Source organism: Arthrobacter sp. ISL-30 (assembly GCF_018613855.1).
Classification (GTDB): Bacteria; Actinomycetota; Actinomycetes; order Actinomycetales; family Micrococcaceae; genus Arthrobacter.
In genome coordinates, this window is record NZ_JAGGPK010000036.1 from 1 (window position 1) to 25,149 (window position 25,149).

General features: G+C 57.9%; 19 protein-coding genes. 6 read left to right on the plus strand and 13 right to left on the minus strand.

Annotated features, from left to right (window positions below; genetic code table 11):
- Positions 1-80: 80 nt before the first annotated feature.
- A protein-coding gene (locus tag J7E82_RS14510) for an IS3 family transposase (RefSeq protein ID WP_214863828.1) occupies positions 81-1,228 on the plus strand; the annotation gives its coding sequence in 2 pieces (ribosomal slippage) (positions 81-354 and positions 354-1,228; 1,149 coding nt in all).
- Positions 1,229-1,254: 26 nt separating this feature from the next.
- Here J7E82_RS14510 and J7E82_RS14515 read toward each other — a convergent pair.
- Positions 1,255-1,596, minus strand: a complete 342-nt coding sequence (locus tag J7E82_RS14515) for a CBS domain-containing protein (RefSeq protein WP_214863830.1) — start codon at positions 1,594-1,596, stop codon at positions 1,255-1,257.
- A 271-nt stretch (positions 1,597-1,867) separates the two neighbouring features.
- Between J7E82_RS14515 and J7E82_RS14520 the strand changes: the two genes are divergently transcribed.
- From J7E82_RS14520 to panB, 3 genes are all read left to right on the plus strand, one after another.
- Positions 1,868-2,245, plus strand: a complete 378-nt coding sequence (locus J7E82_RS14520) for an MmcQ/YjbR family DNA-binding protein (protein ID WP_214863832.1) — start codon at positions 1,868-1,870, stop codon at positions 2,243-2,245.
- Between the two features lie 240 nt (positions 2,246-2,485).
- Positions 2,486-4,786, plus strand: coding sequence for a molybdopterin-dependent oxidoreductase (locus J7E82_RS14525; RefSeq protein ID WP_214863834.1), 2,301 nt, complete (start codon positions 2,486-2,488; stop codon positions 4,784-4,786).
- Positions 4,787-4,820: 34 nt separating this feature from the next.
- Entirely contained in the window at positions 4,821-5,723 is a 903-nt protein-coding gene (gene panB, locus J7E82_RS14530) for a 3-methyl-2-oxobutanoate hydroxymethyltransferase (protein WP_214863836.1), read from the plus strand.
- A 594-nt stretch (positions 5,724-6,317) separates the two neighbouring features.
- On the opposite strand, the gene J7E82_RS14535 is transcribed toward panB, so the two are convergent.
- The 5 genes from J7E82_RS14535 to J7E82_RS14555 form a co-directional block, all read right to left on the minus strand.
- The gene (locus J7E82_RS14535) at positions 6,318-7,913 is read right to left on the minus strand and encodes an MFS transporter (protein WP_214863837.1); all 1,596 of its coding nucleotides are present in this window, start codon (positions 7,911-7,913) and stop codon (positions 6,318-6,320) included.
- A gap of 260 nt (positions 7,914-8,173) precedes the next feature.
- Positions 8,174-8,536 (minus strand): hypothetical protein, encoded by a 363-nt coding sequence (locus J7E82_RS14540; protein WP_214863839.1) that lies wholly within the window; start codon positions 8,534-8,536, stop codon positions 8,174-8,176.
- A 102-nt stretch (positions 8,537-8,638) separates the two neighbouring features.
- Positions 8,639-9,040, minus strand: coding sequence for a thioesterase family protein (locus tag J7E82_RS14545; RefSeq protein WP_214863841.1), 402 nt, complete (start codon positions 9,038-9,040; stop codon positions 8,639-8,641).
- On the minus strand, positions 9,040-9,945 hold the full coding sequence (locus J7E82_RS14550; RefSeq protein WP_214863842.1) for a nitrilase-related carbon-nitrogen hydrolase: 906 nt from the start codon (positions 9,943-9,945) through the stop codon (positions 9,040-9,042). Before J7E82_RS14550 ends, J7E82_RS14545 begins: the two co-directional genes overlap by 1 nt.
- Before the next feature lie 440 nt (positions 9,946-10,385).
- Entirely contained in the window at positions 10,386-11,630 is a 1,245-nt protein-coding gene (locus tag J7E82_RS14555; RefSeq protein WP_214863844.1) for an FAD-binding oxidoreductase, read from the minus strand.
- Between the two features lie 227 nt (positions 11,631-11,857).
- Here J7E82_RS14555 and J7E82_RS14560 point away from each other — a divergent pair, with 227 nt between their 5' ends.
- Positions 11,858-13,669: a CdaR family transcriptional regulator gene (locus J7E82_RS14560; RefSeq protein ID WP_214863846.1), complete on the plus strand. Its 1,812-nt coding sequence runs from the start codon at positions 11,858-11,860 to the stop codon at positions 13,667-13,669.
- A gap of 432 nt (positions 13,670-14,101) precedes the next feature.
- Here the strand turns inward: J7E82_RS14560 and J7E82_RS14565 are convergent, their stop codons facing one another.
- From J7E82_RS14565 to J7E82_RS14595, 7 genes are all read right to left on the minus strand, one after another.
- Positions 14,102-14,695 (minus strand): adenylate kinase, encoded by a 594-nt coding sequence (locus J7E82_RS14565; protein ID WP_214863911.1) that lies wholly within the window; start codon positions 14,693-14,695, stop codon positions 14,102-14,104.
- 5 nt (positions 14,696-14,700) lie between these two features.
- Positions 14,701-15,624 carry a polysaccharide deacetylase gene (locus J7E82_RS14570; RefSeq protein ID WP_214863848.1) on the minus strand — a complete coding sequence of 308 codons (924 nt, stop codon included), beginning with the start codon at positions 15,622-15,624 and terminating at the stop codon, positions 14,701-14,703.
- 63 nt (positions 15,625-15,687) lie between these two features.
- The gene (locus J7E82_RS14575) at positions 15,688-16,173 is read right to left on the minus strand and encodes a MaoC/PaaZ C-terminal domain-containing protein (protein WP_214863850.1); all 486 of its coding nucleotides are present in this window, start codon (positions 16,171-16,173) and stop codon (positions 15,688-15,690) included.
- Positions 16,174-16,236: 63 nt separating this feature from the next.
- A complete protein-coding gene (locus J7E82_RS14580; protein ID WP_214863852.1) occupies positions 16,237-17,463 on the minus strand; it encodes an FAD-binding oxidoreductase in 1,227 nt (408 codons plus the stop codon).
- Between the two features lie 86 nt (positions 17,464-17,549).
- Positions 17,550-19,091: a class I adenylate-forming enzyme family protein gene (locus tag J7E82_RS14585; protein WP_214863854.1), complete on the minus strand. Its 1,542-nt coding sequence runs from the start codon at positions 19,089-19,091 to the stop codon at positions 17,550-17,552.
- Positions 19,092-19,200: 109 nt separating this feature from the next.
- The gene (locus tag J7E82_RS14590; RefSeq protein ID WP_214863856.1) at positions 19,201-20,253 is read right to left on the minus strand and encodes a nitronate monooxygenase family protein; all 1,053 of its coding nucleotides are present in this window, start codon (positions 20,251-20,253) and stop codon (positions 19,201-19,203) included.
- A 112-nt stretch (positions 20,254-20,365) separates the two neighbouring features.
- Entirely contained in the window at positions 20,366-21,145 is a 780-nt protein-coding gene (locus tag J7E82_RS14595) for an SDR family NAD(P)-dependent oxidoreductase (RefSeq protein WP_214863858.1), read from the minus strand.
- 398 nt (positions 21,146-21,543) lie between these two features.
- On the opposite strand from J7E82_RS14595, the gene J7E82_RS14600 reads away from it, so the two are divergent.
- Positions 21,544-24,465 (plus strand): FAD-binding and (Fe-S)-binding domain-containing protein, encoded by a 2,922-nt coding sequence (locus J7E82_RS14600; RefSeq protein ID WP_214863860.1) that lies wholly within the window; start codon positions 21,544-21,546, stop codon positions 24,463-24,465.
- Positions 24,466-25,149 lie beyond the last annotated feature (684 nt).

Consider the following 25,149-nt stretch of genomic DNA (forward strand, 5'->3'; position numbering starts at 1 on the left):
TGGTTGGGTCCCCATGTAGAAGTCCAGTGTTTGTGTGAGTTTCGTGTCCGAGAATGGACGCAGGAGGAAATTCACGAATCATGGCACGCAGACACACCCCCGAGCAGGTCATCGCCAAGGTCCGGCAGGGCCAGAAGATGCTCAACGACGGACGTCCGATGGTCGAGGTCATCAAAGAACTGCAGATCACCGAGGCGACCTGGTACCGGTGGCTGAACCAGTACGGGTCCGAGAAGAACGCCGAGGCGTCAAGGCGGACCAAGGAGCTGGAGAAGGAGAACGCCCGGCTCAAGCGTCTGCTCGCTGAGAAGGAGCTGGCCATCGACATCCTGAGCGAGGTGGCGAAGGGAAAATTCTGAGCCCTGAACCCCGCGGCCGTGCCGTGCGCATGGCGGTGGAGAAGTTCGGGGCGTCCGAACGCTTCGCCTGCAAGATTCTGGGCCAGAACCGTTCTGCGTTCCGCAAGAAGAAGCCGGACATGGGTTTCGAGGAAGCGCGGCTGCGGATGGAGCTGCGGGCCGTGGCCGGGAAGCATCCCGCCTGGGGATGGCGGAAGGTGCGCTGGCATCTGCTGGCCCAGCCTGCATGGGATGGCGTGGGGCTGAACCGGAAGCGGGTGCGCCGGCTCTGGCGCGAGGAGGGTCTGGTCTGCAAGCCCAGGGCGCGGAAGAAGCGAAGGACCGGGCCCGGCGCCGGGGAACAGCAACGGCTGACGGCCCAGTATCCGATGCATGTGGTCAGCTTCGACTTCCAGTCCGATGTGACCTCCTGCGGGCGGCACATCCGGTTCTTCAACGTCATCGATGAGTACACCCGCACGGCGCTGGCGATCATTCCGCGCCGGTCGTTCAAGGCCTCCGATGTCGTTGCGGTGCTGGAGGACATCATCGCCGAAACCGGCACCGCCCCGACCTTCGTCCGCTGCGACAACGGGCCGGAATTCACGGCCGCCGCCTTGATCGAGTGGTGCAGCACCGCCGGCGTCGACACGGCATTTATCGATCCCGGATCGCCGTGGCAGAACGGCTTTATCGAATCGTTCAATGCCCAGTTCAGAAGGGAGCAACTCGCCGGAGAAATCATGGACACCGTGGCCGAAGCGAAGTATTTGGCCGAGGAATGGAAGGCTATCTACAATCATGAACGGCCCCATGGATCCCTGGACGGTATGACGCCGAAACGCTACTGGGAAACCTGGACGCAAGAAAACCAATTAGCTATCGCATAGGCGCTGGACTGCTAACGGGGGCCCAATCAGGTCACGGCGAGTCTGCGTCGCTCGGTCGACTTCAAAATGAATGTAACCGCAGTAAGAAGGCAATCAGGATGGGTTGTTCTGCCGGCGAGGGCACCGAATACTCTTGCTCGGACGGTACCATCGACCGCCGACGGAATGTCGGAACGATCAATGGTGGTAATCAAACGTCCATCAATATCGACGATCAGGGCCATATGAACGTGATCATCCCTAAATAGGAGTCGGACCTGATCCACAGTGGCGAGAGGACCCAAAGTCTTCGGCACAGTTACCATGGCGTTCTTAACAAGGAGTTGCCGGGCTTGCCCCTTGTTGTGCGGTTCATCGGTTCCGCTCATAATTACGACTTCCTTGCCGCTGTACAGCTCGTGCCTTCAATATGGTTTGGATTCGGGCCCGGATGGCCAGACCCTGAAAGCGATACCGCTTCAGTATCGGTGGCAGCGGGCGCCTCGCCATCGTGCAACCAATAGGTTACGAGTTTGAGTATTAGTGCAATTTCCAGTATTTGTGCCAGCAGACCATCCTTCTTCGTCGCTTACCATGCTTGCCAAGTGGCGCGGGCTGTCACGGCAGTGAAAATTCCCAGCCAATCTTAATGAGAAAATTATGGACGGCGATGAACTTCAGGCCGACGCTGAGCGCATTGCCCTGGATCTTCCTGAAACCACACAATCCCAACCCTTCGGGCCCGATTACGAAGTTTTCAAAGTGGCAGGCAAGGTGTTCATGATGACTACAGAAGTTCCCGGCAAGAAAGTAGTCACCTTGAAGTGTGAGCCGCCCCACGGCGAAGCCCTGCGCCAGGAGTTTGAAGGGATTGTTCCCGGCTACCACATGAACAAACGGCACTGGATTTCGGTGGGAGCCGACGAACGGATGACTTCAGAACTACTCGAGGAACTCGTTCAAAACTCCTATCTCCTAGTCCTTGAAGGTGTTCCGCGCTCCATGCGTCCAATCGATCTCGGTGCTTTCACGGATTAGGGTCCCATTGGGCCACCTGCGGGACCCCCGTGCGGCTTGACAGGCACTCTTGGAGATCCCACGATCTCAGGATTGCGCCGTCGGCTCTTCTCCAATTCTTATGCTGCTGAGCTCGCCATAGTCTTGGTTGCAAAGCGGCTTGAAGCGGCTGAACAGCATTATCTCCGTCATGTAGATGAGTACATCAACAGCGAAGCCCCGGTCGGTGTATTAGGACAAAGGACTCAAAGGGACGGCATCATGCGTACGCATTTGACACACTGGGGAGCCTTCGAGGCCGAAAGTGACGGTAAGTCACTCCACTCGGTCAAACCGTGGTCTGAAGACCCGGACCCCCGCGACCTCCTCGACAACGTAGCTTCATCGCAGCACCATCCTACGCGTGTACTGCGTCCAGCAGTTCGGTTGGGATGGTTGGAAAACGGCCCAGGTAGTGGGTCGGGTCGGGGGAATGAACCCTTTGTGGAGGTTTCCTGGGATCGGGCTATCGAACTGGTCAGCGCAGAACTGGGACGGGTCTATTCCGAAAAGGGTCCCTCCGCTGTATACGGCTGTTCCTACGGATGGGCCAGCGCCGGGCGATTCCATCATGCCCAAAGCCAAATCCATAGATTCCTCAACTCTTTGGGGGGATATGTTGCCGGTGTCACGGACTACAGCTATGGGGCGTCCGGAGTGCTGTTGCCCCACGTCATCGGCGCCACCCCGGACCAAGTCATGGCACGTGCAACATCATGGAACGTGGTCAGTGAAAACACGGAACTGTTCATCGCCTTTGGTGGGCTGTCCGAAAAAAATAGCGGCATTGGACCTGGCGGTATTGGCCGGCATGTTGCCCGGGACGCGATCCGGAAGGCAGTTGCTCGAGGATGCCGGTTCATTGACGTAGCGCCGATCGCAGATGACACGTACAGCGAAGCCAACGCAGAATGGATCGCCCCAGTGCCCGGCAGTGATGGTGCCCTGATGCTGGCACTCGCCTTCGTATTGGATGCTGAGAACCTCGCTGATCGCGATTTCCTCTCCCGGTATTGCGTCGGCATGGACAAATTCCTGCCCTACCTCCGCGGTGACATTGACGGCACGCCCAAGGATCCCCTCTGGGCCGAGAGACTCACCACGATTCCCGCCGACAGGATTGTCCGGCTCGCCCGAGAGATGGCCGCTTCGCGAACCATGATCAATCTCAGCTGGTCTATGCAGCGGCAGCAACATGGTGAACAGCCTATTTGGCTAGGCGTGACGCTGGCAGCGATGCTTGGACAGATCGGATTGCCAGGGGGTGGATTCCAGCACGGGTACGGTTCCTCAGCCGACGTCGGGCTGCCGCTGAGGGTCTCTAGCGCGCCGTCCTTCCCTCAAGGGCGCAACTCTGAGCTTTCCTATATCCCACTGGCAAGAATCTCCGACATGCTGCTGGAACCCGGTAGCCAGATCGATTTCAACGGTACGCGAATCACGCTGCCGGAGATTGAGCTGATCTACTGGGCTGGCGGTAACCCCTTCCATCACCACCAGGATCTAGCGCGCTTCCGCAGGGCCTGGTCCAAACCGGCGACCGTCATCGTGAATGAGCAGTTCTGGACCAGTACGGCAAGGCATGCTGACATTGTGCTTCCGGCCACCATGTCATTCGAGCGCAATGATTACGGAGCCGGGCGCAACGACCCCACCTTTTTCCCGATGCATGCCCTGACGGCACCGGCCGGTCAAGCGCGGGACGACTACGACATTTTCGCAGATATAGCGCAAAAGCTGGGACGGAGTGACGTCTTTACGGAGAACCGAGACACCATGGGCTGGCTTCGCCATCTATATGAGGGGTGGCAGAAAAAGCTTGCTGACCATGGTGTCAGCGTCGTTGATTTCGACACGTTCTGGGCGTCGGAGAAAATTGAAATACCGGTCGTCGAACCAGATCAGGTTCTTTTTTCCGAGTTCCGGCAGGATCCGGAGATGAACCCGTTGGGTACAGCCAGTGGCAAGATCGAAATTTATTCCTCTACTATCGCCGGTTTTGGCTACGCTGATTGCCCTGGCCATCCGGTTTGGATTGAGCCGGACGAATGGCTTGGTTCCACGGGGATTTACCCGCTGCACCTCATCGCGAATCAACCAAAAACGAAACTGCACAGCCAGTTGGATATCGGTGCCACCAGCCAGAAATCGAAGATTCAGGGACGTGAGCCCATCCGTATGAACCCTGAAGATGCGGCCGCCCGCGGCCTCACTAATGGACAGGTAGTCCTCGTTCACAACGACCGCGGCAGCTGCTTGGCGGGTCTGGTGCTTTCCCGAGCCCTACGACGCGGCGTCGTTCAACTTTCAGCCGGGGCGTGGTATGATCCGGCGCCCGATGACCCATCATTCTGTCGCCATGGCAATCCCAATGTGCTCACAGCGGACCGGCCCTCATCAAGCCTTTCACAGGCTACAACGGCACAACATGCACTTGTAGAAGTCAGGGCTTGGTCGGGCGAAGTTCCTGAGTTGACGGTGACGAAGCCGCCCATTCTGCTACATGACGGTCAGAGCGCCTAGCAAGCCTCGATAGAAAGCCAAGGTGAACTAGATCGTGGATATCACCAGGACTCCTAAGCCAGAGACCCCCGAAGTCCCGGCTCCTTACGGAAGCGGCCCTTCCTCGAGTAGGCACCGCGCGACGGATTCCGCTGGAAACCCGGCGGGGCGGATCCGAACGCATCACCTCCAGCAGGCAAAAGATGACGGCAAACGATTCGCCATGCTAACGGCCTATGATCAGTACACAGCCGAGATCTTCGATGAAGCAGGTATTGAAGTGCTCCTCGTCGGCGACTCGGCCTCCAATAATGTCTTCGGCAACGAGACAAGCCTGCCAGTCACAGTTGATGAGCTCCTTCCGCTCTGCCGAGCAGTCACCCGCTCCGCGAAGCGTGCACTCGTAGTAGCAGACCTGCCCTTCGGCAGCTACGAGGTCTCAGAGCAGCAGGCGGTGGCTACAGGCGTTCGGTTCCTTAAAGAAGGCCTAGCTCATGCAGTGAAAATTGAGGGAGGCCGCTTTTATGCGAATACGGTGAGGGCCATGGTCGAGGCAGGAATCCCTGTCATGGCACACATTGGCTTTACACCGCAAAGCGAACACGCGCTCGGTGGTTACCGCGTACAGGGCCGTGGCGACGGCGCCCAGGGGTTGATAGACGACGCAACCGCCCTCGCAGACGCCGGAGCCTTCTGCATACTCATGGAAATGGTTCCTGCCACAATTGCAGAGACCATTGACGCGGCCATTCAGGTTCCCACCATAGGCATCGGCGCCGGGAACGCGACGACCGGACAGGTTCTGGTGTGGCAGGACATGGCCGGGCTCCGTGCGGGGAAGCTGGCGAAATTCGTCAAACAGTACGCCGATCTCCGATCCTCGCTTTTGAGTAGTGCTAAAGCATACGGGCAGGAAGTCCGTGCGGGCCAGTTCCCCGGCCCGGAACACTGCTTCTAGTCGGCAAAGGGGTGCTGCCGAGCTCGGTTAGTGCGTGGTCTACTAGATCTCGGGCCGGTTTCCGGGGGATCTGTCGAATCAAATGAACGCGGTCCCGCCGGCGCCCATGCGGAAGGGAGTGGCTGGGTTCGGCCTACGATTCCCTGGTCCACTCAGTGCTGCGCGAATATGCATTTCCACGCGCCTGCGGCCTCCCTGCGGGAAACCCCTGCTTTGCATAGCCGGAAGAACGACTCTCGGCCAGGATGGGGCTGTCTGCCCGGTTTGCTGGTGTCTCTGTCACATATTCCGGTTTACGCCTAGATTATTAGCAGCAGGCGTGACTGTCCCCAGCTGGTCCAACAGAACGAAGAACTCCTCCTCTAACTTCCTGATGGATCTGGAAGCCCCTTAACGACGGGGCGGTCGTTGCAACACCCAGAATGACTGGGGTGTTGCAACGACCGCTAAAGTCCCGCTCTAAAGATTCCGGCGTTTCAGTGAGGACACGGCCGCTGCCCGGGCTCCGATAGCAGGTCTAGGGTACGTCAGCGGACTTTGACGTCGTCGCCTAACATGTAGTCCCTGATTGCCGCTGACATAGGCCCGAAAACTTCACCTTGTCACGGTGATGGCTTCCAACGAAATTCCCGCCTCCGACGCAGCACGTTGTACGGCGAGGTCATCATGGGGGAGTTGAACGATTGTGCCATCAGGGGAGCGCGAAAATGCCGCGTAAGGGAGTGGCATCTGTTGCCGGTCGATTAGCGCGTTGGCGTCCTGAGTTTGCACGAGGTGCTGTGCCTCGTCTTTGGTTTCGACGTTGGGCAGGGATCCATTTAGTGGCCTCCTGCTCGTCTCCTTGAGGAAGAACACTGAAACGAGGCCCAGTACTGCGGCCCCTATCAGGTAGTAAGCAGGGACCATTACATTTCCGGTGACGCCGATGAGCGCAGCTACCACCAGCGGGGCTGTCCCACCAAAAGCTGCGTTGCCCAGGTTGTAGGCAAGGCCGAGCGCGCTGGCCCTTGATTCTGTTGGGAACTGTTCTGGGAGAGCAGATGCATAGCTCGACGAGAAGAGAGTCGCGCATACCATGATGAACAAAGTCCCTAAGGCCGCGCCCCAAAGATTGCCCGAACCCATCATCATGAACGCCGGTATCGGGAGAAGGATGCCCAATGCTGCACCGATGAAGAGGATACGCTTCCTGCCGATCTTGTCCGAAAGCGATGCAAAAAATTGCGTCGCGAATGCGGCCAGTACGAACAGCGGGAAGATCACGAGGGTTCCTTGAGCACCCTGGAATCCGAGCGTCTGGTTCAAGTAGGTAGGCGTGAAGGACGTCATTGTGTATGCGATGACATTCCCGGCAGCCGCGATTCCCATGACCGGAAGAATGAAGCGACGCTGAGCCCGAATGACCTCAACCACACCCATGTTCTCACGGAGCTCCCCGGTTTTTTGGGCTTCCTCGGACCGTTCCTTCAATACCGCCGAGAAGGCGGGTGACTCCTCAATCCGGTAGCGGAAGTACAGGGCAATCGCAGCGAGCGGCCCGGCGATCAGGAATGGTATCCGCCAGCCGAAGGACTGCATTGCGCCCTCGCCCAAAGTGACCTGCAGGACGGCGACAAGACCGGCCCCAAAAGCAAAGCCAAGATAGCTGGACCCCATGAATCCAACGTAGAAACCCCGCTTGCGGTCAGGGGCGTATTCACTTAAAAAGGTTGCGCCGCCCGTGTATTCCCCGCTGGCCGAGAAGCCCTGGAGCAGTTTCAGGAAAACGAGAAGAGCTGGAGCCCATAGTCCGATTTCGGCATACCCGGGAAGAAGACCAGTAGCGAATGTGGCTACCGACATCAGCAGCAGAGTGAAGGTGAGCACCTTTCGTCGCCCAATTCTGTCGCCCAGCCATCCGCAGAAAACCCCGCCGAGCGGACGGGCGATGAAGGTGACTGCGAAGGTTCCGTACAGATAGAGGGCTTGAACTGTAGGGTCCGCCTTGGGCAGAAAGACCGGGCCAATGACCGTTATCAGATAAGCGAATACCCCGAACTCATACCATTCAATGACGTTTCCGACAACGGTTCCTGCGACGGCACGCCTCAGGGCATCCTTCCGGACGATGCGGACATCCTTCAAACGCAATCGGCGCTTGCCGAAGTAGATGCTTTGAGCATCGACAAACTTTGGCTCGCCAAAGGACATTAATTGCACCCCTTCCAACGCTCTGCTGCTGGCTTAGCAGGTTGTCGCAAGAGAGTGTAGCCATCGCCAACATGAAACAGGCGACGTTCCCCCACTGAAGATCGAAGCCAAATAATGTCCCGGTCATCAGTAAATTCTTCTACCGTACCGGCAAAGCGGTGAGTACCCTTTTCTAAGACCACATCCTGCCCGTGCTCCACCATGGTCCAGGAAAGGCCCCTAAATGAGGTTTCTGTCTGATCCATTTATCCCGCCCCCACTTATGCGCCGGCCTCACGCCAATTAAGCGGCGAGATGGACAAGAGGAGGCGAGTGCCGGGAATTGCTCCGTATTTGACAGTCGTTCCTTTTGGAAGGACGAGCAGCTGGTCCGGTTCCCCGATCAGCGTCTCCTCATTGTCACCGTCAATGATGACGAGGCGCGCCTGGCCTTCAATGACATATATTGTTTCCTCGTACTGAACGGTCCAGGGGTCGCTGAAACCAGTCTGATGGAAAGTCATGAAGTAGGTGCCGAGCTGTGCAAGTCCCGAAGCGGCTGTCCGGTGTTCGATTTTCGCGGGACCAAAGTCATTTACGTTGCCTGGATCGAAGGCTGGTTTGAGGTTCAAAGCGACTGTCATTTTTGGCTCCTAGAATGAATTGTTTGCGATATGGTCAACAGGGGAGTAGTCGCCGGCCCTGGGTTTCAAAGGCCTTGATTCGATGAGCTGACACGTGATGAATTAACCGACTGACGCATCACGAAGTGCCAACACGACCGCCTCTGGTAATGGACGTGGACGGGCTTTTGCGGGATCGACGTTGACGTAGATGAGTTCCACCGTTGCCAACTCCGTCTCGTCACGGGTAATCGAAATATCCAGATGGAAGCTGGAAGTTCCCACTTTCCGGCACTTCACGTCGATGTCGAGGTTGTCGTCGAAATAGGCGGGGGCTTTGAAGGAGAGAATAGCGCTGACTACAGAGGGATCAGTGCCTTCGGCCACGAGTTTGGGGTAGGGCCAGCCAATGCTGCGGAAGAATTCTGTCATCGCTACGTCGGCGACTTCAAGGTAGCGGCTGTTGAAGAGAAATCCCTGCGAGTCGACCTCGTGGTTCCTGACACGATGCTGATAAAGAGGCATTATGCCCCCATTTCCGCCTGGAGCTTGGCGTAGAGGTCCGGCCTCCGGAGTGCCAAGCCGGGGGCTTCTGGATTTGCCCTCGAAGCCATCAGCAAGTCATGGTCCAACTCTGCGATGAGAACTTCCTCTTCAGTTGATGCAGTTGTCGCAAGGATGCCATCGTTGATTCCCACGGTCTTATCTACCGGTCCAGTAATGAGTGCTTTGCCTACGGAGTACATTGGCGAATCAGCCGGCAAACCATTGGCTCCGAACAGTGGCGACATCACGACGTAGAGCTGGTTCTCGATAGCCCGTGCCTGGCATCCGGTGCGTACACGGTGGACGCCGCGCCTATTCCAGGTTAGGGAAGGGCAAAGAATCAGGTCTGCTCCCTTATGTACCAGGTAGCGTGACAGTTCTGGAAACTGGATGTCCGCGCAGATCAGAAGGCCCGCTGTGAACGGACCGATCTTTGTTACGAGCAGTTCGTCGCCGCCTTTGGCGCCCAGCGAGTGCTCCTGGGGCGTGAGGTGAATTTTGTCCTGCGATTCAACTCGTCCATCCGGGTGGGCGATGAATGCGGTATTTCTCAGCGATCCATCCTCCGCCACCCGATTGTGGCTCCCACCGGCGATGACGACGTTGTATTCCCGGGCCATCCTGCGGAGGTCTTGAACGATGTCTTCAGTAAACTTCGGAAGGAACTTCCAGTAGTCCGTTGAGATTGTGGCGGTTGTGACTTCGTGATCGTCAATTGCCCCGAGAAGTCCTGTGCTCGCTAGTTCAGGGAAAAGCACAAGCTCGGCGTCCTGTTCCACCGCGCGCTTTACGAGTGCCTCCATATGATTCAGGTACTCCTGTAGAGACTTCTCGGATCGAAGCTCGAACTGAACGGTGGCTACCTTTAGTGACGTCTTGGTCATAGGAATCTCCTGTCTGAGAAGTCGGCCGCCTTCTGACGGCGATTCTTCTGCTGCCGCCCAACTGGTCTAAGCCGACGAAGTGGCAGTTGTGCCGTAGAAAAACATTCGACGTTCAGCTGAGGTGGTTCAGACTCGCTGCCAGGTCGGCCGGGGCGACTTATGCCTCTGACGGTAACGGAAGGCTAAGGTGCTGAACACTGGGAGGATTCTCAAAGAAACGGTAGGACATTGGTTCGAATGCCAAGGCCGGGACCAGCATGCTGGCTCATGAGGACTGTTGAGGAGGACAAGTTGGTTCAGCAGCCATGCGTGGAGAACCGGCCCAATTGGCCGGTTAAACGAAAGTAAATGCCCATTAAGGTCAAGCGCCAGGACAATCTGGGAAGCGACCGCTGCAGCTGGAGGCCTCTCCTGATGTAGGAATTGACAACAGCGAGGGACTAGGAGGATTGATCGGTGTCGATGGTGAGCGTTTGCCTATTCATTTTTAGAGCACCGGCAAAGCCGCTGTCTTCACCGGCGATGACCTCGGCCATCACCTGGCCGCAGATCGGGCCGCTGGCAACACCCCAGGCATGACCGACGTTGATGTACGAGCCGTCAGCACGATCGACGATAGGAAGGTGGTCAGAGGTTTCGCTTCCCAGCCCGGCCCAAAGACCGGTCACGCCGTAATCGGCGAGGCTCTGATACCTATCCAGCGTCGTTGAAACCATGGCATTTGTGGCGTTGATGCTGATGTGAGGGTTGAGCGAACCCCGCCCGTCGAGGCTGTTGCCGATGAACATGGAGCCACCGCGGTTTTGAGCGATTGAATCGTCATAGCCAACGGACAAAGTGGCCGCTGCGGCGTCGGGGCGAGCGAGCATTGCTCCGTTTGGTATTGCGAAAATTGTTGGGTCATAAGTCTGGAGGTCGGTGAGAGCTCCACACCCATAAACGCCGCGCGGGCCGTGCATAATGGCATTGGCGCGGGTATCAACGGGTTGAGTTAGCATCTGACCCACTCGGGCCGTTTCGATCGGCACGTCGATGCCCTCGGCCCGAAGATTGGTGGACCAAGCACCTGTCGCCCATACCACGCCGGAGGCATGAATTTCACCTCGGACGCTACGGACTCCGATGACGGTGTCTCCTTGTCGCAACGTAGAAAGTACGGACGTATTTTCAAACTTGCGGATACCGGCCCTGACGCAGGCAGCGGCCAGAGCATTGACGAATTGCACACCGTCGATTTGGGCGTCGTCGGCACAGAAAACGGCGCCAATAGCAGTGTCGGGAAGAATCGAGGATTGTTTCAGTGCCTCCTCGCGACTGATCATGGTTATGTCCAAGCCGGCCGCGCGCCGATCGGAGACATAATCTTCCAGAATCCGGCCCTGTTCGTCGTTTTCGAAGAAGAAGAGTCCGCCCTGATTGCGGTAATCGAACACATCACCAAACTCGCGCAGGAATTCCTTGTACTTCTCGTTGCCAGCCTTGGCCAGCGCCAGTTCAGTTCCTGCACGCCGCGTCTGCAGCCAGATGGCACCTGCGTTGCGTCCGGATGCACCGTATCCGGGGAATCGCTGTTCAACGACAACGACATCAAAACCCCTTTTGCGCAGCTCCCACGCTGTGCAGAGACCCACGATTCCAGCTCCTACGACCACAATGTCGCCGGTCGCCAGGGTGTCAGCGCCCATAGCGCGTTTCCTTCCTACTGGGAGGGCCTGTCCAAGGCTCTCACGCTAGTCTTCCAGATCGCCGGGCCCGAAAGCACACATGGGACTGCGCAATGCGAGCCTTTTCCGGTTTCTTCTGAGATGGCAGTTCGATTTGTCAGATAAAAAGGCTGCTTGGTCGTTCATGCAAGCTCCGAAGCTTCGAGTCTCCTGCAAGAGACGTTAAGCGGCCAACGACGGGCCGGTAATTGTTAGTCATCCAAAGGTTTATGCGAAGAGTTAGAATTCTTACAGTGGATTGGTTGCGATCGTGGTCTAATCTGGGCGACAGCGACAGGCGCGAGGGTAACCCGTCCGCCCCGGTCTCTTTCCGAGAGAGTTCCCTTATGATCCTTGAATCGATACCCATACCGCTGGGGGCTGTGCTGGCGGACATAGGTCCAGCTGCGAGACTCCTCACAGGGGATGAATCCCAGCTGTCCAGGCAAGTCCGTGGCACGGTTGTCTTGCTGAAGCCTGAAGACTTGCCTGACGACCCGGACATTGTAGTTGTCTGCCCTCGCTTGGCGAACGCCGCTGACGCGAAGGAGTTTTTTGAGCACCTTCGTGGACCAGAGCGTGTCATATTCATAGCCGGAACGGCCTCAGCAGCAATGGACGAGGTCCAAGCGCTAGCTGGCCGCCATCTCGTTGTCGCAATTGATGAAAACCTGAACGTCGCCGATGTCGTCATGTCGATTTCCGGATCAATGCAGGTACCGGAAGAATCGGTGTCCAGGAGATTGGCCTCGTTGCAGCGCGCGCTCAGCCAAGCCATGACGGACCCTGAGCCGATACCCGCACTCCTGAACCGGCTGGCCCATGTATGCAACGCAACAGCTGCCTTGGTGGATAAGTCCGGCCACTCAGTGCATACAACAGGCCCCATACCTATGAGCCTCCTGTTCGATGAGATCGCTCGCACTGAGGCTGATTCACAGAGGCTGGATGTCGACGGGTGGCGGGGGATCGCTGCCAGAATTTCCGCTCCAGTGGAGGCCGAGTCACATTTCGGATGGCTCGTCGTTACTGCACGACGCCCTAATTTTCCCGACGCCTATTCAACGTCGGCGGCTCATGTGGCGGCCACACTGGTCGAGGCCAGCCAACGGATGGCGGTGGCTGCCCGCCAGCAAGAGAGAGCGATACGGACCGCAGTGCTGGAAGAGGCGCTGGCATTGCGTCGGGAGCCGCACAACCCCGAACTCGCCGGCCGAATTTCAGCTTTCGGCCTGTCCTTCGCCGACGAGCTGCGAACCATAGTGTTCCGTCCAATCCGTTCTTCGGTGGCATCGCGGTCGTTGCCCGGAACCGACGACCTTTCGGAGATGCTGGGCAAGGCGCTCGAGTCGCAGTCGATCGCCTACCTGATGACCACCAGGGATAAAACCGTCACGATAACTGCCCAATGTAGTGTCCAGACCTTCCGACGTATTGTCATAGCCGAAGGCTCCAAACTCCCAGGCGCCCACATCGGCATTGGCCGCAGCGTGCATGCGCTTGGGGACATCCTGGATTCCTACCAAGACGCACAGCTCGCCGTGCGGACGCTTCGCCGGGCCGCCCGCGGTCCAAAAATTATGGCTTACGAAGATTTCAACTATGCAACAAGGCTGTTCGCAGATGTCGGCTTCGACAAGATGATCACGTGGGCGCAAGAGTTCCTCAAGCCACTCGAAGGCAGAGAGCTCCTTGTTGAGGGCCTTCAGACATACTTCGAGCATTCTCAGAACATCAACGCCGCTGCGGATTACCTCGGGATCCACCACAATTCATTACGGTATCGCTTGGCCAAAGCCGAAGAAATTCTCGGTATCAACCTGAGGGAACCGGGCGCGGTCTCTTCAGTCTTTCTGGCACTGACGGCCCTTGAGCTCGGGCGGCTTCAGCAGCCCAGGCCAAAGTCATCAGGGGAGGACGCCCGGAGCGGTAGGCCGTCGGACGTCGAGGCTGTGGAAGCGCTGCCCTATGCGAGGCCGACGGTTGAAAGAGCCGGCGTGGTGCGTGCCCCTGCACGTTGAGTCCTGTTGCGGTGCAAACCGACGCATAAGGCATGTTGGTCTGCGTGCACCAGCGCAAAATGATGGGGCCAGTTCCACCGAAACGGTATGCCGCACGCGCCGTCGCGCCCGGTGTGTCAGGAGAAGATTCCCAAACATTAAGCAAGGGTGTCGGAGTGCTGAACCCGCTGACCCAGCACAGCAAATCCCCAGCTGCTTTTCCCGGGGTTCGATCCCGGGCACGATCAGCAAGTCAAAGTGGCGGATTGCAAACTCTCCCGTTGCTCCGGGCTCTCTTGCCCAGCGGCCGATGGGAACCTAAAGTTTGGAGTTCCTTCACGATGCCAGCGCCGTTGCGGGACGACCCTGAGAACTGCTTCTTGCGGGGCCCGCATGGAAGGTGGCTTGAGAGGAGAGCCGAGAAACCCCGGCCCTCCTACTCGATTTCTCAAGTCAGTGTTGCGGGGCGTCTCCCGCCAGAAGTCCCAGCGCCACGTCCATGGCGGTCGAAATCCGGTCAGATACGTCTGAGATATTGCCCGTCCCGTCGACCTTGGTTAAGATACCGCGTTCGCTGTACAGGGATGTGACAGCCGTGGTTTGCTCAAAGTAGAGAGCCATTCTGTGCCGTCTGACATCCACTGTATCGTCCGTGCGATTTTCAAGGGCAGCGCGTTTGAGGAGGCGTTGAACCAGTTCTTCAGTGTCGGCGACGAGCTGCACAACAACATCCAGTTCCTGGCCCTTCTCCCTTAGGATGCCGTCGAGAAAATCCACCTGGCCGGGAGTACGCGGGTATCCGTCCAGTAGGAATCCATCGGCTGCATCTCGCTGGGCCAAACGGTCACGAACCATCGCATTGGTGACTGAGTCGGGTACGAATTTACCTGCGTTCAAATACGACTCCGCAGCTACCCCCAGCTCGGATTTGCTTTTGACATTTTGCCGGAAGATGTCGCCCGTGGAAATGGTGACGATGCCGAGCCTCTCTCCGATGAAGCTGGCCTGAGTACCTTTGCCTACCCCGGGGGGACCTATGAGAAGCATTCTGATCAAGGGACTGTCCTTTCAAACCGCGCGGAGGCACGACGGACACGTTCGGCAGCGGGGGCGAAGTCGGTATGTTCGGGTGAAGTGGCATCGTGCCAGCAGTCGAAGAGCTCGGAGAGAGTTGGAAACCACACACCTTCGAAGGAGGTGAGGTGGTCGAGGAACTTTTCAAGCATGAGGAGGTTATGCGCTCGTCCGATCGTCTGCGGGTGCAGGGTCCAGGTCATCGCGCCGCCTTGGCATCTTTCATACGCGAAGTCGAAGCTGTCAATCCAGCGGGCGAGTACGGCGTCGTTGCTTTGCATGAGGGCGTTGCCCTTGAAGGATTCGAGTTCGGGGAAGTCGTCCAGGAACCAAGAGACCGGGAACTCCAGAACCCTGCTCTCCGGTCCAAACGTATTTCCTTCTTCCTGGTCTACTTTCACGACCATGCGAGGTCGGTAGGGTTCGAAATCCCTCCCCATAAGTGAGGAGTCCCAATCGAAACCAAACTCTTCCAGCAATTCAAGCGTGTGGTCAGTAACGTCTAGTGCGGGAGAGCGGTACCCTCGTGGACGCCGACCAAGGAGCTCTTCGTGCTGCCTTATCTGCAGCTCGAGAAGCCGCCGTTCCTCGTCCCGTTCGAGGGCAGGCACATACTCGTGATAAACGCCATGGGCACCGATTTCATGGCCTGACTCCACGATTGCATCCACTGAATGACGGAATGTCTGCATCGTATGGGTAGGTACGCACCACGTCGTCGTTATTCCATACCGGCGGAAGACGTCAAGGAGTCGTGGGGCGCCGACCAGTGCGCCGAACTCACCCCTCGACATCAAGGATTGCGACGTCGAACGGAACGTCCCCAGCCAGACGCTCTGGGCATCAAAGTCGGGGCTGAGCGAAACGGCGAGGCGCTTGCCTTCAGGTAGATGAAGTGGCACAGCAGTCAACTTTCTTTCGGGGGCAAGGCAGGACAGTAGTGGCTTTGCGTGGAACTTGCAGGTTTAGATCGGCCGACGCGACAGCAGAACGACCCAATCGCCTTCTTGGCAAACAACGCCGTTCTGGTTCAAGATCCGGACTCGGGTAGTTACGACACCGCGGTCCGGTTTACTGCTGGACGGCCGGATTCCAATGACTTCTTCCTGAACCGTGATGGTGTCCCCGATGCGAATGGGCGCTCGAAGGTTCCAGTTGTCGATACCGAGGAACGCGAGGGCGGAACCGTTCTTCCAGCCCAAGGCCATTTCCAGCCCAAATGCCAGTGACAACGCTCCCGGTCCGTGGAAGATCCGGGTTCCGAATTCGGTTTTCTTGGCATACTCCTCATTGGTATGCAATGGGTGCATGTCACCGGACCATGTGGCGAAAGTTACGACGTCGAACTCGGTGACCGTCCTACCCGCCGACGTCCACTCCTGTCCAAGTTCCAGGTCATCAAGGTACCTCACGGCGGACGCGTTGCTCGTGCCGAGGAGATTCGTAGTCAAGGTGTGTGCTCCAATTCTAAGTAGCTTTTTCGTAGGATGCTTTGATGACTGCAACGTCCGGGGTCAATACCGGATGACTCCCTCAACGGGCGCAGCCAAGGATGGCCGGTAGAGGGACAGTTCATCGAGGGGGAGACTGAGATCCTCGCCTGAGATCAGTTCTGCTACCAGGCGTCCCGTAATGGGCCCGGCCAGGTTGCCATAGACATGGCCGGTTGCCAGGACCAGCCCAGGAAGCTCTTCCACTTCGTCAACGATTGGAAGGGAGTCGGCTGTTGCGGGTACCAAGCCGGCCCAGGCGCTTTCAATGCCAAGTGTCCTGTAGTTGGGGAATGTTCTGAGGAGTGAGTCGATGGCAAGCTTGAGACCTGCCGCAGGCATCCGGTCATCGAGCTGCTCAGGATAATCCATGGGGCAGCCTATGAAGAGATTTCCGTTCTCGGTCTTGGCCACGCACTCCATATGCTCGAGGCCCTGTGAATGGTCCTCGGAAGGTGATGTGAAGTACTCATCCTTGTAACTGGGGAGGTTGCGGATGTGAGCGTATTGCTTTGCGGCCAGCGGTCCGTTCAGTATCTTGTCGAGTTTTTCCTCGACCGGTGCGAGCAGTACAGCTCCAAGCCTGTGTGCCTTGATGGGCACGGTGATGCCTTCGGATTCAAGCATCGTTGACCAGATGCCCGTTGCCCAGACAACCCTATTCGCGGGGACATTGCCGCTTATTGTCTGTACACCCACCGTTTTCGAGCCATTGCGCAACAGGCCCAGGACGGGCGTGTTTTCATGTATGCGAACGCCTAGTCGCCGGCATTCCTGAGCCAGGGCACGGACGAACTTCGGTGTTCGGATTTGGCCGTCCTCAGGGCTGAAGGTTGCTCCGATGACGTCAGGGGGGAGGATGGGGGCAGCTTCGTGGGCCGCCTGGTCATCGAGAAGTTCGGCTTTGAACCCGTCCGCAATGCGGGCTTCTACAAACTCCTTGTAAACGCGGCGCTGATCGTCCGTGTAGAAGAATGTCATTGCGCCATTGCTTCTATACTCGAAGGCTGGTCCAAGGATGTCTGCAAAATCGTCGTAGAGAGCCCTGCCGGCACGAGTCAGTTTGACGGCGTAGTCGCCGTGACGATTTTGCATATGCAGGAATCCCAGGTTGCGCCCGGAGGCGCCGTGCGCAAGTTCCCGCTGTTCGAGGAGCACGACATCGTGGCCCTTTGTTGCCAGGAAATACGCGGTCGTTACTCCTACGATTCCGCCACCTACGACCACTACTCCGGCCTTGTCGAGGTTCATCTCGTCATTGTCCTAACTTCGTCTTTCGGGCAGCCTCTCTAGAAGTGCCGCCCCATTAATTTGGTGGGCGAATACAGCGCCGTTTGCTATGCGTCGCTGTGGCTTGTTTCTTCGGTCAGCAAGGCCGCCACATCCCGCCGGTTGACTTTCCCGGTTGTGGTATTAACGGGAAGGGCGTCGACCGTGATGAATTGGGTGGGGACCTTGTACGACGAGAGACGTGCAGCAGTGAACTCCTTGAGTTCGTCTTGGTCAAGGGGAACGGTGCCGTTTGGGACAATTGCGGCCACGACCCGCTGGCCGTAGATGTCGTCCGGGATGCCCACCACGGCAACCTCGCCAACTGATTCGTGCTGCTGAAGGACCCGCTCAACTTCGGCTGGAGAGATGTTTGTTCCACCCCGGATAATGACGTCGGACAGTCGGCCGACGACGTAAACGAACCCCTCCTCATCAATGCGGACGAGATCTTTTGTGCGGTACCAGCCGTCGTCAGTAATGACGGTTCGAGTTTGTTCATCGTCTCGCCAATATCCGAGCATGAGACCAGGTCCCGTAGAGTAGGCCTCTCCGATTTGCCCGGTGGGAACCTCCTTCCCGTCAGGGCCGAGAACCTTCAGCTTCGATCGAGGCACAAGTTTGCCGGCCGATCCTGGTTTAGGAGTCGGGTTGAGGACAGGGTCGTATGTAACCAGAGGCAGGCATTCTGACGCACAGTAGGCGTCCAGGACTGGTAGACCAGTTTGGGCTTGCCAGCGGCCGAAAGCGGCTTCATTTCTTGGCTCACCGCCTGAGATGCAAAGCCGAAGCGAGGGAAAAGCAGGATAGCTGGAGCTCTTTTCTTCAGCGTATTGCGCCAGTTTTCCGAAGGTTGCAGTGACTCCGGCCAGGAATGTTGCGGAGTGCTTCTCGATGGCCGGGGCTATCATTTCCGGACGTGCCCGCCGGACAACCACCACTGTCCCGCCGCGTAGCAAGACGGCCAATGAGGTGCTGGCCAACCCGTAGAGCCAGGCCATCGGCAGGCAGATAATTGCTGTGTCTTCGGGTGAGAGGTGCCAAACTTCGCCATAGGTTTCCGCGCAGTTGTGAACGGCCGTAGCTGACAGCATGATCGCTTTCGGGCGGCTCGTGGTACCTGACGAGAAGCAGATCATGGAAAGTGGTTCGCGAAGACCCTCGGGGTTGGGCACGCCGTCATGCCGTACCTCTGTAACCTGGAATTCCGCGATGTCGACAATTGGCGCGTTCCGTGAAGCTGGAGTGATAAGCGCACGATCAACGCTGTCGGAGGTGACGATCAGTGCAGGGTCGCTGGTATCGATGGCATATTCCAAGTCCCCGGGTCCAGAGGAAGGATAGACGGTTACGAGTACGCCGCCGCTACGCCAAACGGCCAGAGCGGTTGCAAGATAGTCGGCCGAGCTTTCTGCTATGAGGGCCACTCGATAACCTGGCTGGAGGCCGGCCTTGAGCAGCATCACGGCACGGCGTTCGATCGTTGCCTGCAGTTCCCTATAGCTGATGGTCGTATCGCCGTCGATGATTGCCGTGTGGTCAGGGTACCGACTGGCGATTTTTTCGAGTGCTGAAACACAGCTCGTTTGCTCGAATGACGACTTATTCATATCCGCTCCACTTTGATTTTGAGACTTGGAAGACCAGGTGAGCCTGCTGAGCCCGCCGTGGGTAGACTCAACAGGCCCCTTTGTGGACTTGAACTGCAAGCTATGCTCGTTACTCCCCGGTCGCGAGTCCTCTGAGGATCTTCTCGGCATCCGAGGCCATATTTTCAACGATCTGGCCAGCGGGAAGAATTTCGTGAACGAGCTGCATGGTCTGTCCGACCGGCATCATCCCAAAATCCATGTCGCCGTCCTGGTATCCTGTCTCGACACGGGTGCCTGCGACCGCGTACTGTCCAGGGAACCCTGCGGGCTTCTTTTCTGCCGATTCCCATTCGGAAGTCCATTTGTTTTCAAAGGCACGCATGCGCTTACCGCTGTAGGAATAAGTGATGGTGCTGTCCTTGAAGGTTCCTTCCACCACGCGGTTCTTGAAGTTATCGTGACCGTAGGCTTCGGGGCTCGCGATGAAGCGGGTTCCCACCCAAACGCCGGCTGCGCCCAGAGCGAGGGAAGCCGCCAGCCCACGGCCGTCGGCGATCCCACCAGCGGCCAGAACCGGCTGGTCGACAACATCTATGACAGCCGGGACGAGGGTCATGGTTGACGCGTAGCCTGTGTGGCCACCGGCCTCAGTTCCTTGAGCCACAATAAAGTCAACGCCTGCCGCGCTGGCTTCCTTCGCCTTGCCAACCGAACCGACAAGCGAGAAGACGGTGATCCCCCGATCCTTGCACTCTTTAATGAACCAATCCGGCGTAGCGAAGGTCAGGACAACGGCAGCAGGTGCTGCATCCAGGACGATCTGAACCTGGTCTGCTACGGCACCAGGCGTCAGCAGTGCTTCTACGCCCGCCAGTTTTTCCTGGTCAGCTCCAGAAAGTGACTGCCACAGCTCCCGCACCGGCGCCCATTGTGCTTCATCTTCAGTAGTGAGTGAGTCGGGGAGCAGGAGATTGACGGCATAGGGCTTGTCGGTACCGGCTTCGATCTTCTTGATTTCGGCCCGAAGGTTATCCGGCATGAAGCTGACTCCGCCGAGGCATCCCAGGCCGCCGGCATTGCTGACCGCCGTGACAAGTTCGGCTTGTGCCACACGAGCCATACCAGCTGAGCAGATGGGGTATTGGAGACCGAGGGCCTCGGTCAACGCTGTCTTGATCACTAAGACACCTTTCAATTCTCGGGGCGAGAGCCTCGCTCCAGTTCATGTTTGCCCCAAGGCGGGGAACTTGGTAGTGGTTTGTTTCCTACTGGTGGACTTTGGGGCCGGCAGATTACGTGGCGTTCCAACCGCCATCGACCTGGATGGTCTGCCCATTGACGTAGCCCGCAGCGTCTGAGGCGAGGAACAGGACTACACTCGCGACTTCTGATGGTTCGCCCGACCGTTTCGCAGGAATGAGGAAGTCCATGATTTCGGGCGATACGCCGATGCCGCGCTGCTGTGTTGAGACGAGATCGCCGAGGATTTCCTCTGAGGTAGCACGAAGGTTTGTCTTAATGACCCCGGGGGCGACGACATTTGCCGTTACGCCGTGAGGCGCGACGTCGATGGCGAGGCGGCGGGTAAGACCTTCTATCCCCGCCTTGGAAGCGACATAGGAGATGCCGTCTGCTGCACCCCTCTGGCCAGCGACGGAGCCGATAGTAATGATTCGGCCGGAATTCTGCTTCGTCATGACTTGTGCCGCCGCCCGGCAACCGTAGAAGGTGCCGGTCAGGTTGACCCCGATGATTTTGGCCCACAACTCAGGCGTGGTCTCCAGCACGTCGGCGTACCCATCGAAGACTCCGGCACTGTTGACCATAACGTCAAGTTTGCCGGTCGTGTCCACGACCTCGTCCACGAGAGCCGACACCGACTGGTAGTCACTGACGTCCACGACGCGTGTGTGGAGCGACTTCGGAGAACCGAGTTCACGCTCGGTCTCTGCTAGACGTTCCCCTGAAATGTCGCTGGCATAGACTTCGTAGCCTGCTTCGACAAATGCCAGAGCAATGCCTCGGCCGATGCCCGATCCGGATCCTGTGATAATTACGCTTTTGCTTCCCATGCCATACAAGTTACGGGTGGGGCGTTGTGCGCGAAACTGGCATCTTCACGGCATTTTGTCCTTGGCGTCGTGGAAGCTACAGGAGTTGGGCCCGTAAGGTTCCCGATATATCGAAGGCCCACCAGGAGCGCTAGTGCCGAGCCGCGTGCGGCGCGACTTCGTTTCCCGATTAATCAGGAGAGTGAAAGCTCAGCCGTCGCTGGCGCCATTTAGAGATCGACCAAGGTCGTGTACTTTCGTTTGAACAATTTATGGGGACTGCCGCAGGGTCGTCCGTTCTAAGATCACAGCACGGCCGCTCCATTTTGGCCGACACCGCAATTCCTGCTAGTCGGGTTCAACCGACCACTCCCTCAAGCCAAGGCCCGACCAGCCAATTTACGGAAAGTATCAGCACCATGAGCTCAGCCCCCAGCGAAGCGCTTGTTCGTGATCTTGAAGACGTTGGTGTTGAGATAGACGGAAGTAGTCGGCGACTGACCGAATACTCATTCGATGCCTCCAACTATCGCGTCCGACCAACGGCAGTTGCCTTTCCTCGCAACAGCCAGGAAGTCGGGTCCATTATGCGCATTTGTCAGCGGCATGGATTTCCGGTGACAAGCCGTGGTGGCGGAACGAGCATGGCCGGTAACGCAATTGGCAGTGGCTTGGTGCTGGACTTCTCCCGATATATGAACCGCTTGCTTGACTTGGATCTGGAATCGAAGACTGTCAAGGTTGAGCCTGGCATCGTCCTGACTACCCTGCAAAAAGAGATTCAGGCCGCGACGGGTGGGAAGTATACTTTTGCCCCTGACCCTTCAAGCATGGGCCGCGTCACAGTGGCAGGCGCCATTGGTAATGATGCTTGCGGCAACCATTCGGTCAGGGATGGCAGAACCGTTGACCATATCGTTTCGGTAGACCTAGTAACGGCGTCGGGCCATCTGGTGACAGCAGGTCCTGGGGGAGTGTGGGCGTTTGATCCCTTGGATGCAGAATCGACTGCGGAAGCAGCACGCATCCACGATGGACTCAAGCGCCTTGCCGACGCCAATTTGGCGCTTTTCCGAACTGAGTTTGGCCGCCTTGCTCGGCAAGTTTCCGGATACCAGTTGGCGAACCTTTTGCCTGAGAACGGCTTCAATACCGCCAAGGCCTTAGCCGGCAGCGAAGGTACCTGCGCCGTGATTGTCTCCGCCACCGTCAAGCTGGCGCAAATATCGCCGGCCGCCCTTCTGGTTTGCCTGGGATATCCCGACGTCGTTGCGGCGGCATCTGATGTTCCGGAGATTCTCCGCTTCAATCCTGCCGCCGTCGAAGGCATCGACGACGCAATAGTTCAAACCGTCCGCCACCGCCGCGGAGACGCGGCAGTTGGCGCGTTGCCTGAAGGAAAGGCCTACCTCTATGTGGACCTAGATGGCGACGACCCTGAAGATGTGAAACAGCAGGCCGAAGTTCTTTTGCAGACCCTCGCGAAACGGGGAAACATCCTTGGGGGAATGGCCGTACCGGATCCCGTTGAACGGGCGAACCTTTGGCGCGTTAGAGAAGATGGAGCGGGCTTGTCATCCCGCCTCGTTGACGGCAACCAGTCCTGGGCAGGATGGGAGGATGCCGCAGTTGCCCCTGAAAATCTCGCGGCTTATCTTTCCGACTTCACGGCACTGCTGGACAAACATCAATTGCGTGGCATCATGTACGGCCATTTCGGAGCGGGCTGTACCCATGTGCGCGTCACTTTTGATCCCCGGAGCGAGTCCGGCCGAGAGGTGATGGAACGATTCCTGCGGGAGGCTGCCGCTCTGGTCACCCGACACGGTGGTTCCCTATCTGGCGAACATGGTGATGGCAGGGCCCGCTCGGAACTACTGTCCGTGATGTACAGTCCCGCTGCGCTTACGGCCTTCGCTGATTACAAGGCCATCTGGGACCCGCAGGAAATCCTCAACCCCGGCATCATCACCAAACCCGCCCCAATGATGTCAGAGCTCGCCCTTGCCGGCGTCCCTGCACGCGGTTTCCGGACGACTTTTGCCTTGGAACCGACAATCAAGGGTCAGGAAGGCTTTCCGGATGCGGTTCAGTCCTGCATCGGCGTAGGACGGTGCCGGACAACGGCAGGAGCGGGTGTCATGTGTCCAAGCTATCGCGCCACTCGGGACGAAAAGGATTCGACCAGGGCTCGTGCCCGTGTTCTCCAGGAGATGGTCTTGGGATCCAGAACCGCGCAGGAGGGGTGGAAGTCGCAAGACGTCCGCGATTCCTTGGACCTGTGCTTATCGTGTAAGGCATGTTCAACGGACTGTCCCGCGGGTGTCGACATGGCTTCGTATAAAGCGGAGTTCTTTCACCACTTCTATCAAGGCCGTTTGCGGCCCCTTTCGCACTACAGTCTCGGCTGGCTGCCGACATGGCTCAAATTGACTAGCCGCATTGCGCCCTTGGTCAATATGACCCTTCGGAGCCCCCTTGCTGCCTCCATCGCTCGCGTTGCAGGCATCACAACCCGCCGTAAGATGCCGGCCTTTGCTTCGCGCAAGCAACTTGAAAGGGAAATCGGCACCACTACGCCGGACAATGCGGACACAGTGCTGTTCGTTGACAGTTTCACACGCGGTTTCCGGCCTGCAGTCGCGGGTGCCGCCAAAAGAGTTCTGGAGGACGCCCAGCGGACCGTTGAGTGCAGCGCCGACCAATGCTGCGGTCTGACGTGGATCTCAACAGGGCAACTGGACATCGCACGTAAGCTCCTCAGTCGAACTGCCGCCGCGCTGGATGACGGCACGGACCGACCAATCGTCGTCGTCGAACCCAGTTGCGCAGCGGCATTGCGGAAAGACCTCCCCGAACTCGTTCCAACCGAGTCAGCACGCCGTGTGGCGAACCGGATTCAGAACTTTCCGGGTGCGGTCCTGGAACAAACAAATGCCGGTTGGCGTCCAAAGGCTGTCCCGCCCGCAGTAACTGTCCAAACGCACTGCCACGAATACGCCACCTTTGGATCCGCCACGCAGACGTCAGCGCTGGCCGCCCTGGGAGTAGCCACCATCACACAAGCCAACGGATGCTGCGGCGTTGCCGGAAACTTCGGATTCGAACACCAGCACTTTGACGTCAGCATGGCAGTCGCGGAGCAGTCGCTAGCACCTGCACTTCGGGAGGCACCGGAAGGGACGCCTGTTCTCACCGACGGCTTTAGTTGCCATATGCAGGTCCGGCAGATTCTGGATAACCACTCGGATCAGGCATCAAGGCATCTGGCTGAGATAATCGATCCCCAAAAGGCCAGTAAGCAAGCAACAAGTCCTGATGGTAAAACTATCGCCTACTAAATAACGGAACGCCCTTGGCGGCGCAACCACCTGCGCTGCCCCAAGTCCCCGGGTCCTCCAGCTGTTTTCCGGCGCTGGAGGTCCCGGCACCAAGCAGCAAGGATTGGCAGCGGGCGCAATTCCTAAGAGCAGATGCTGTGCCCTACTGCCTAATCCCTGCCTCTGAACGGTGCAGTTTCGGGGCGGGGCAAAGCACGGGCTTCAAAAGCGACGGATCATCGAATCTGTGTTTCTGCGTCCCGACAGTGAGTGGCGGCCAACAGTTGAAGATCTTGGACCACGAGCCTCTTTGCCTGCTCCCGCTGTCCGATTCTGTGACCCAAATTTCTGCGGGTGCTCCCTCCGAACGGCTTGACGGGCAACAGCGATGCATCAGAAATTGGGCTACTGCTTGGGGTTCCGGTTTCCTGCTCGAAGGGGTCGTAAAAGACCAAATCAGCCATCTGCTCTCCTAGTTCATGAGGTATGGAAGCGTGATCCCGCTCGTCCGCCGGTGATGGCCGAAGAAACGGGAACCCACGGAGATTCCCAGCCTGAATCTCCACTCGCATGTTCGGGCGGAAAGCGCTGTTGTTGGCAGATCATCGACTTCCAGGAAACCTCATCGCAATCCCTGCTTGGCGTGGCTGCTTCATCTGCGTTACAGGGCAACCCGGATACGCCTTTGCTGTCCCAACTGCTCCC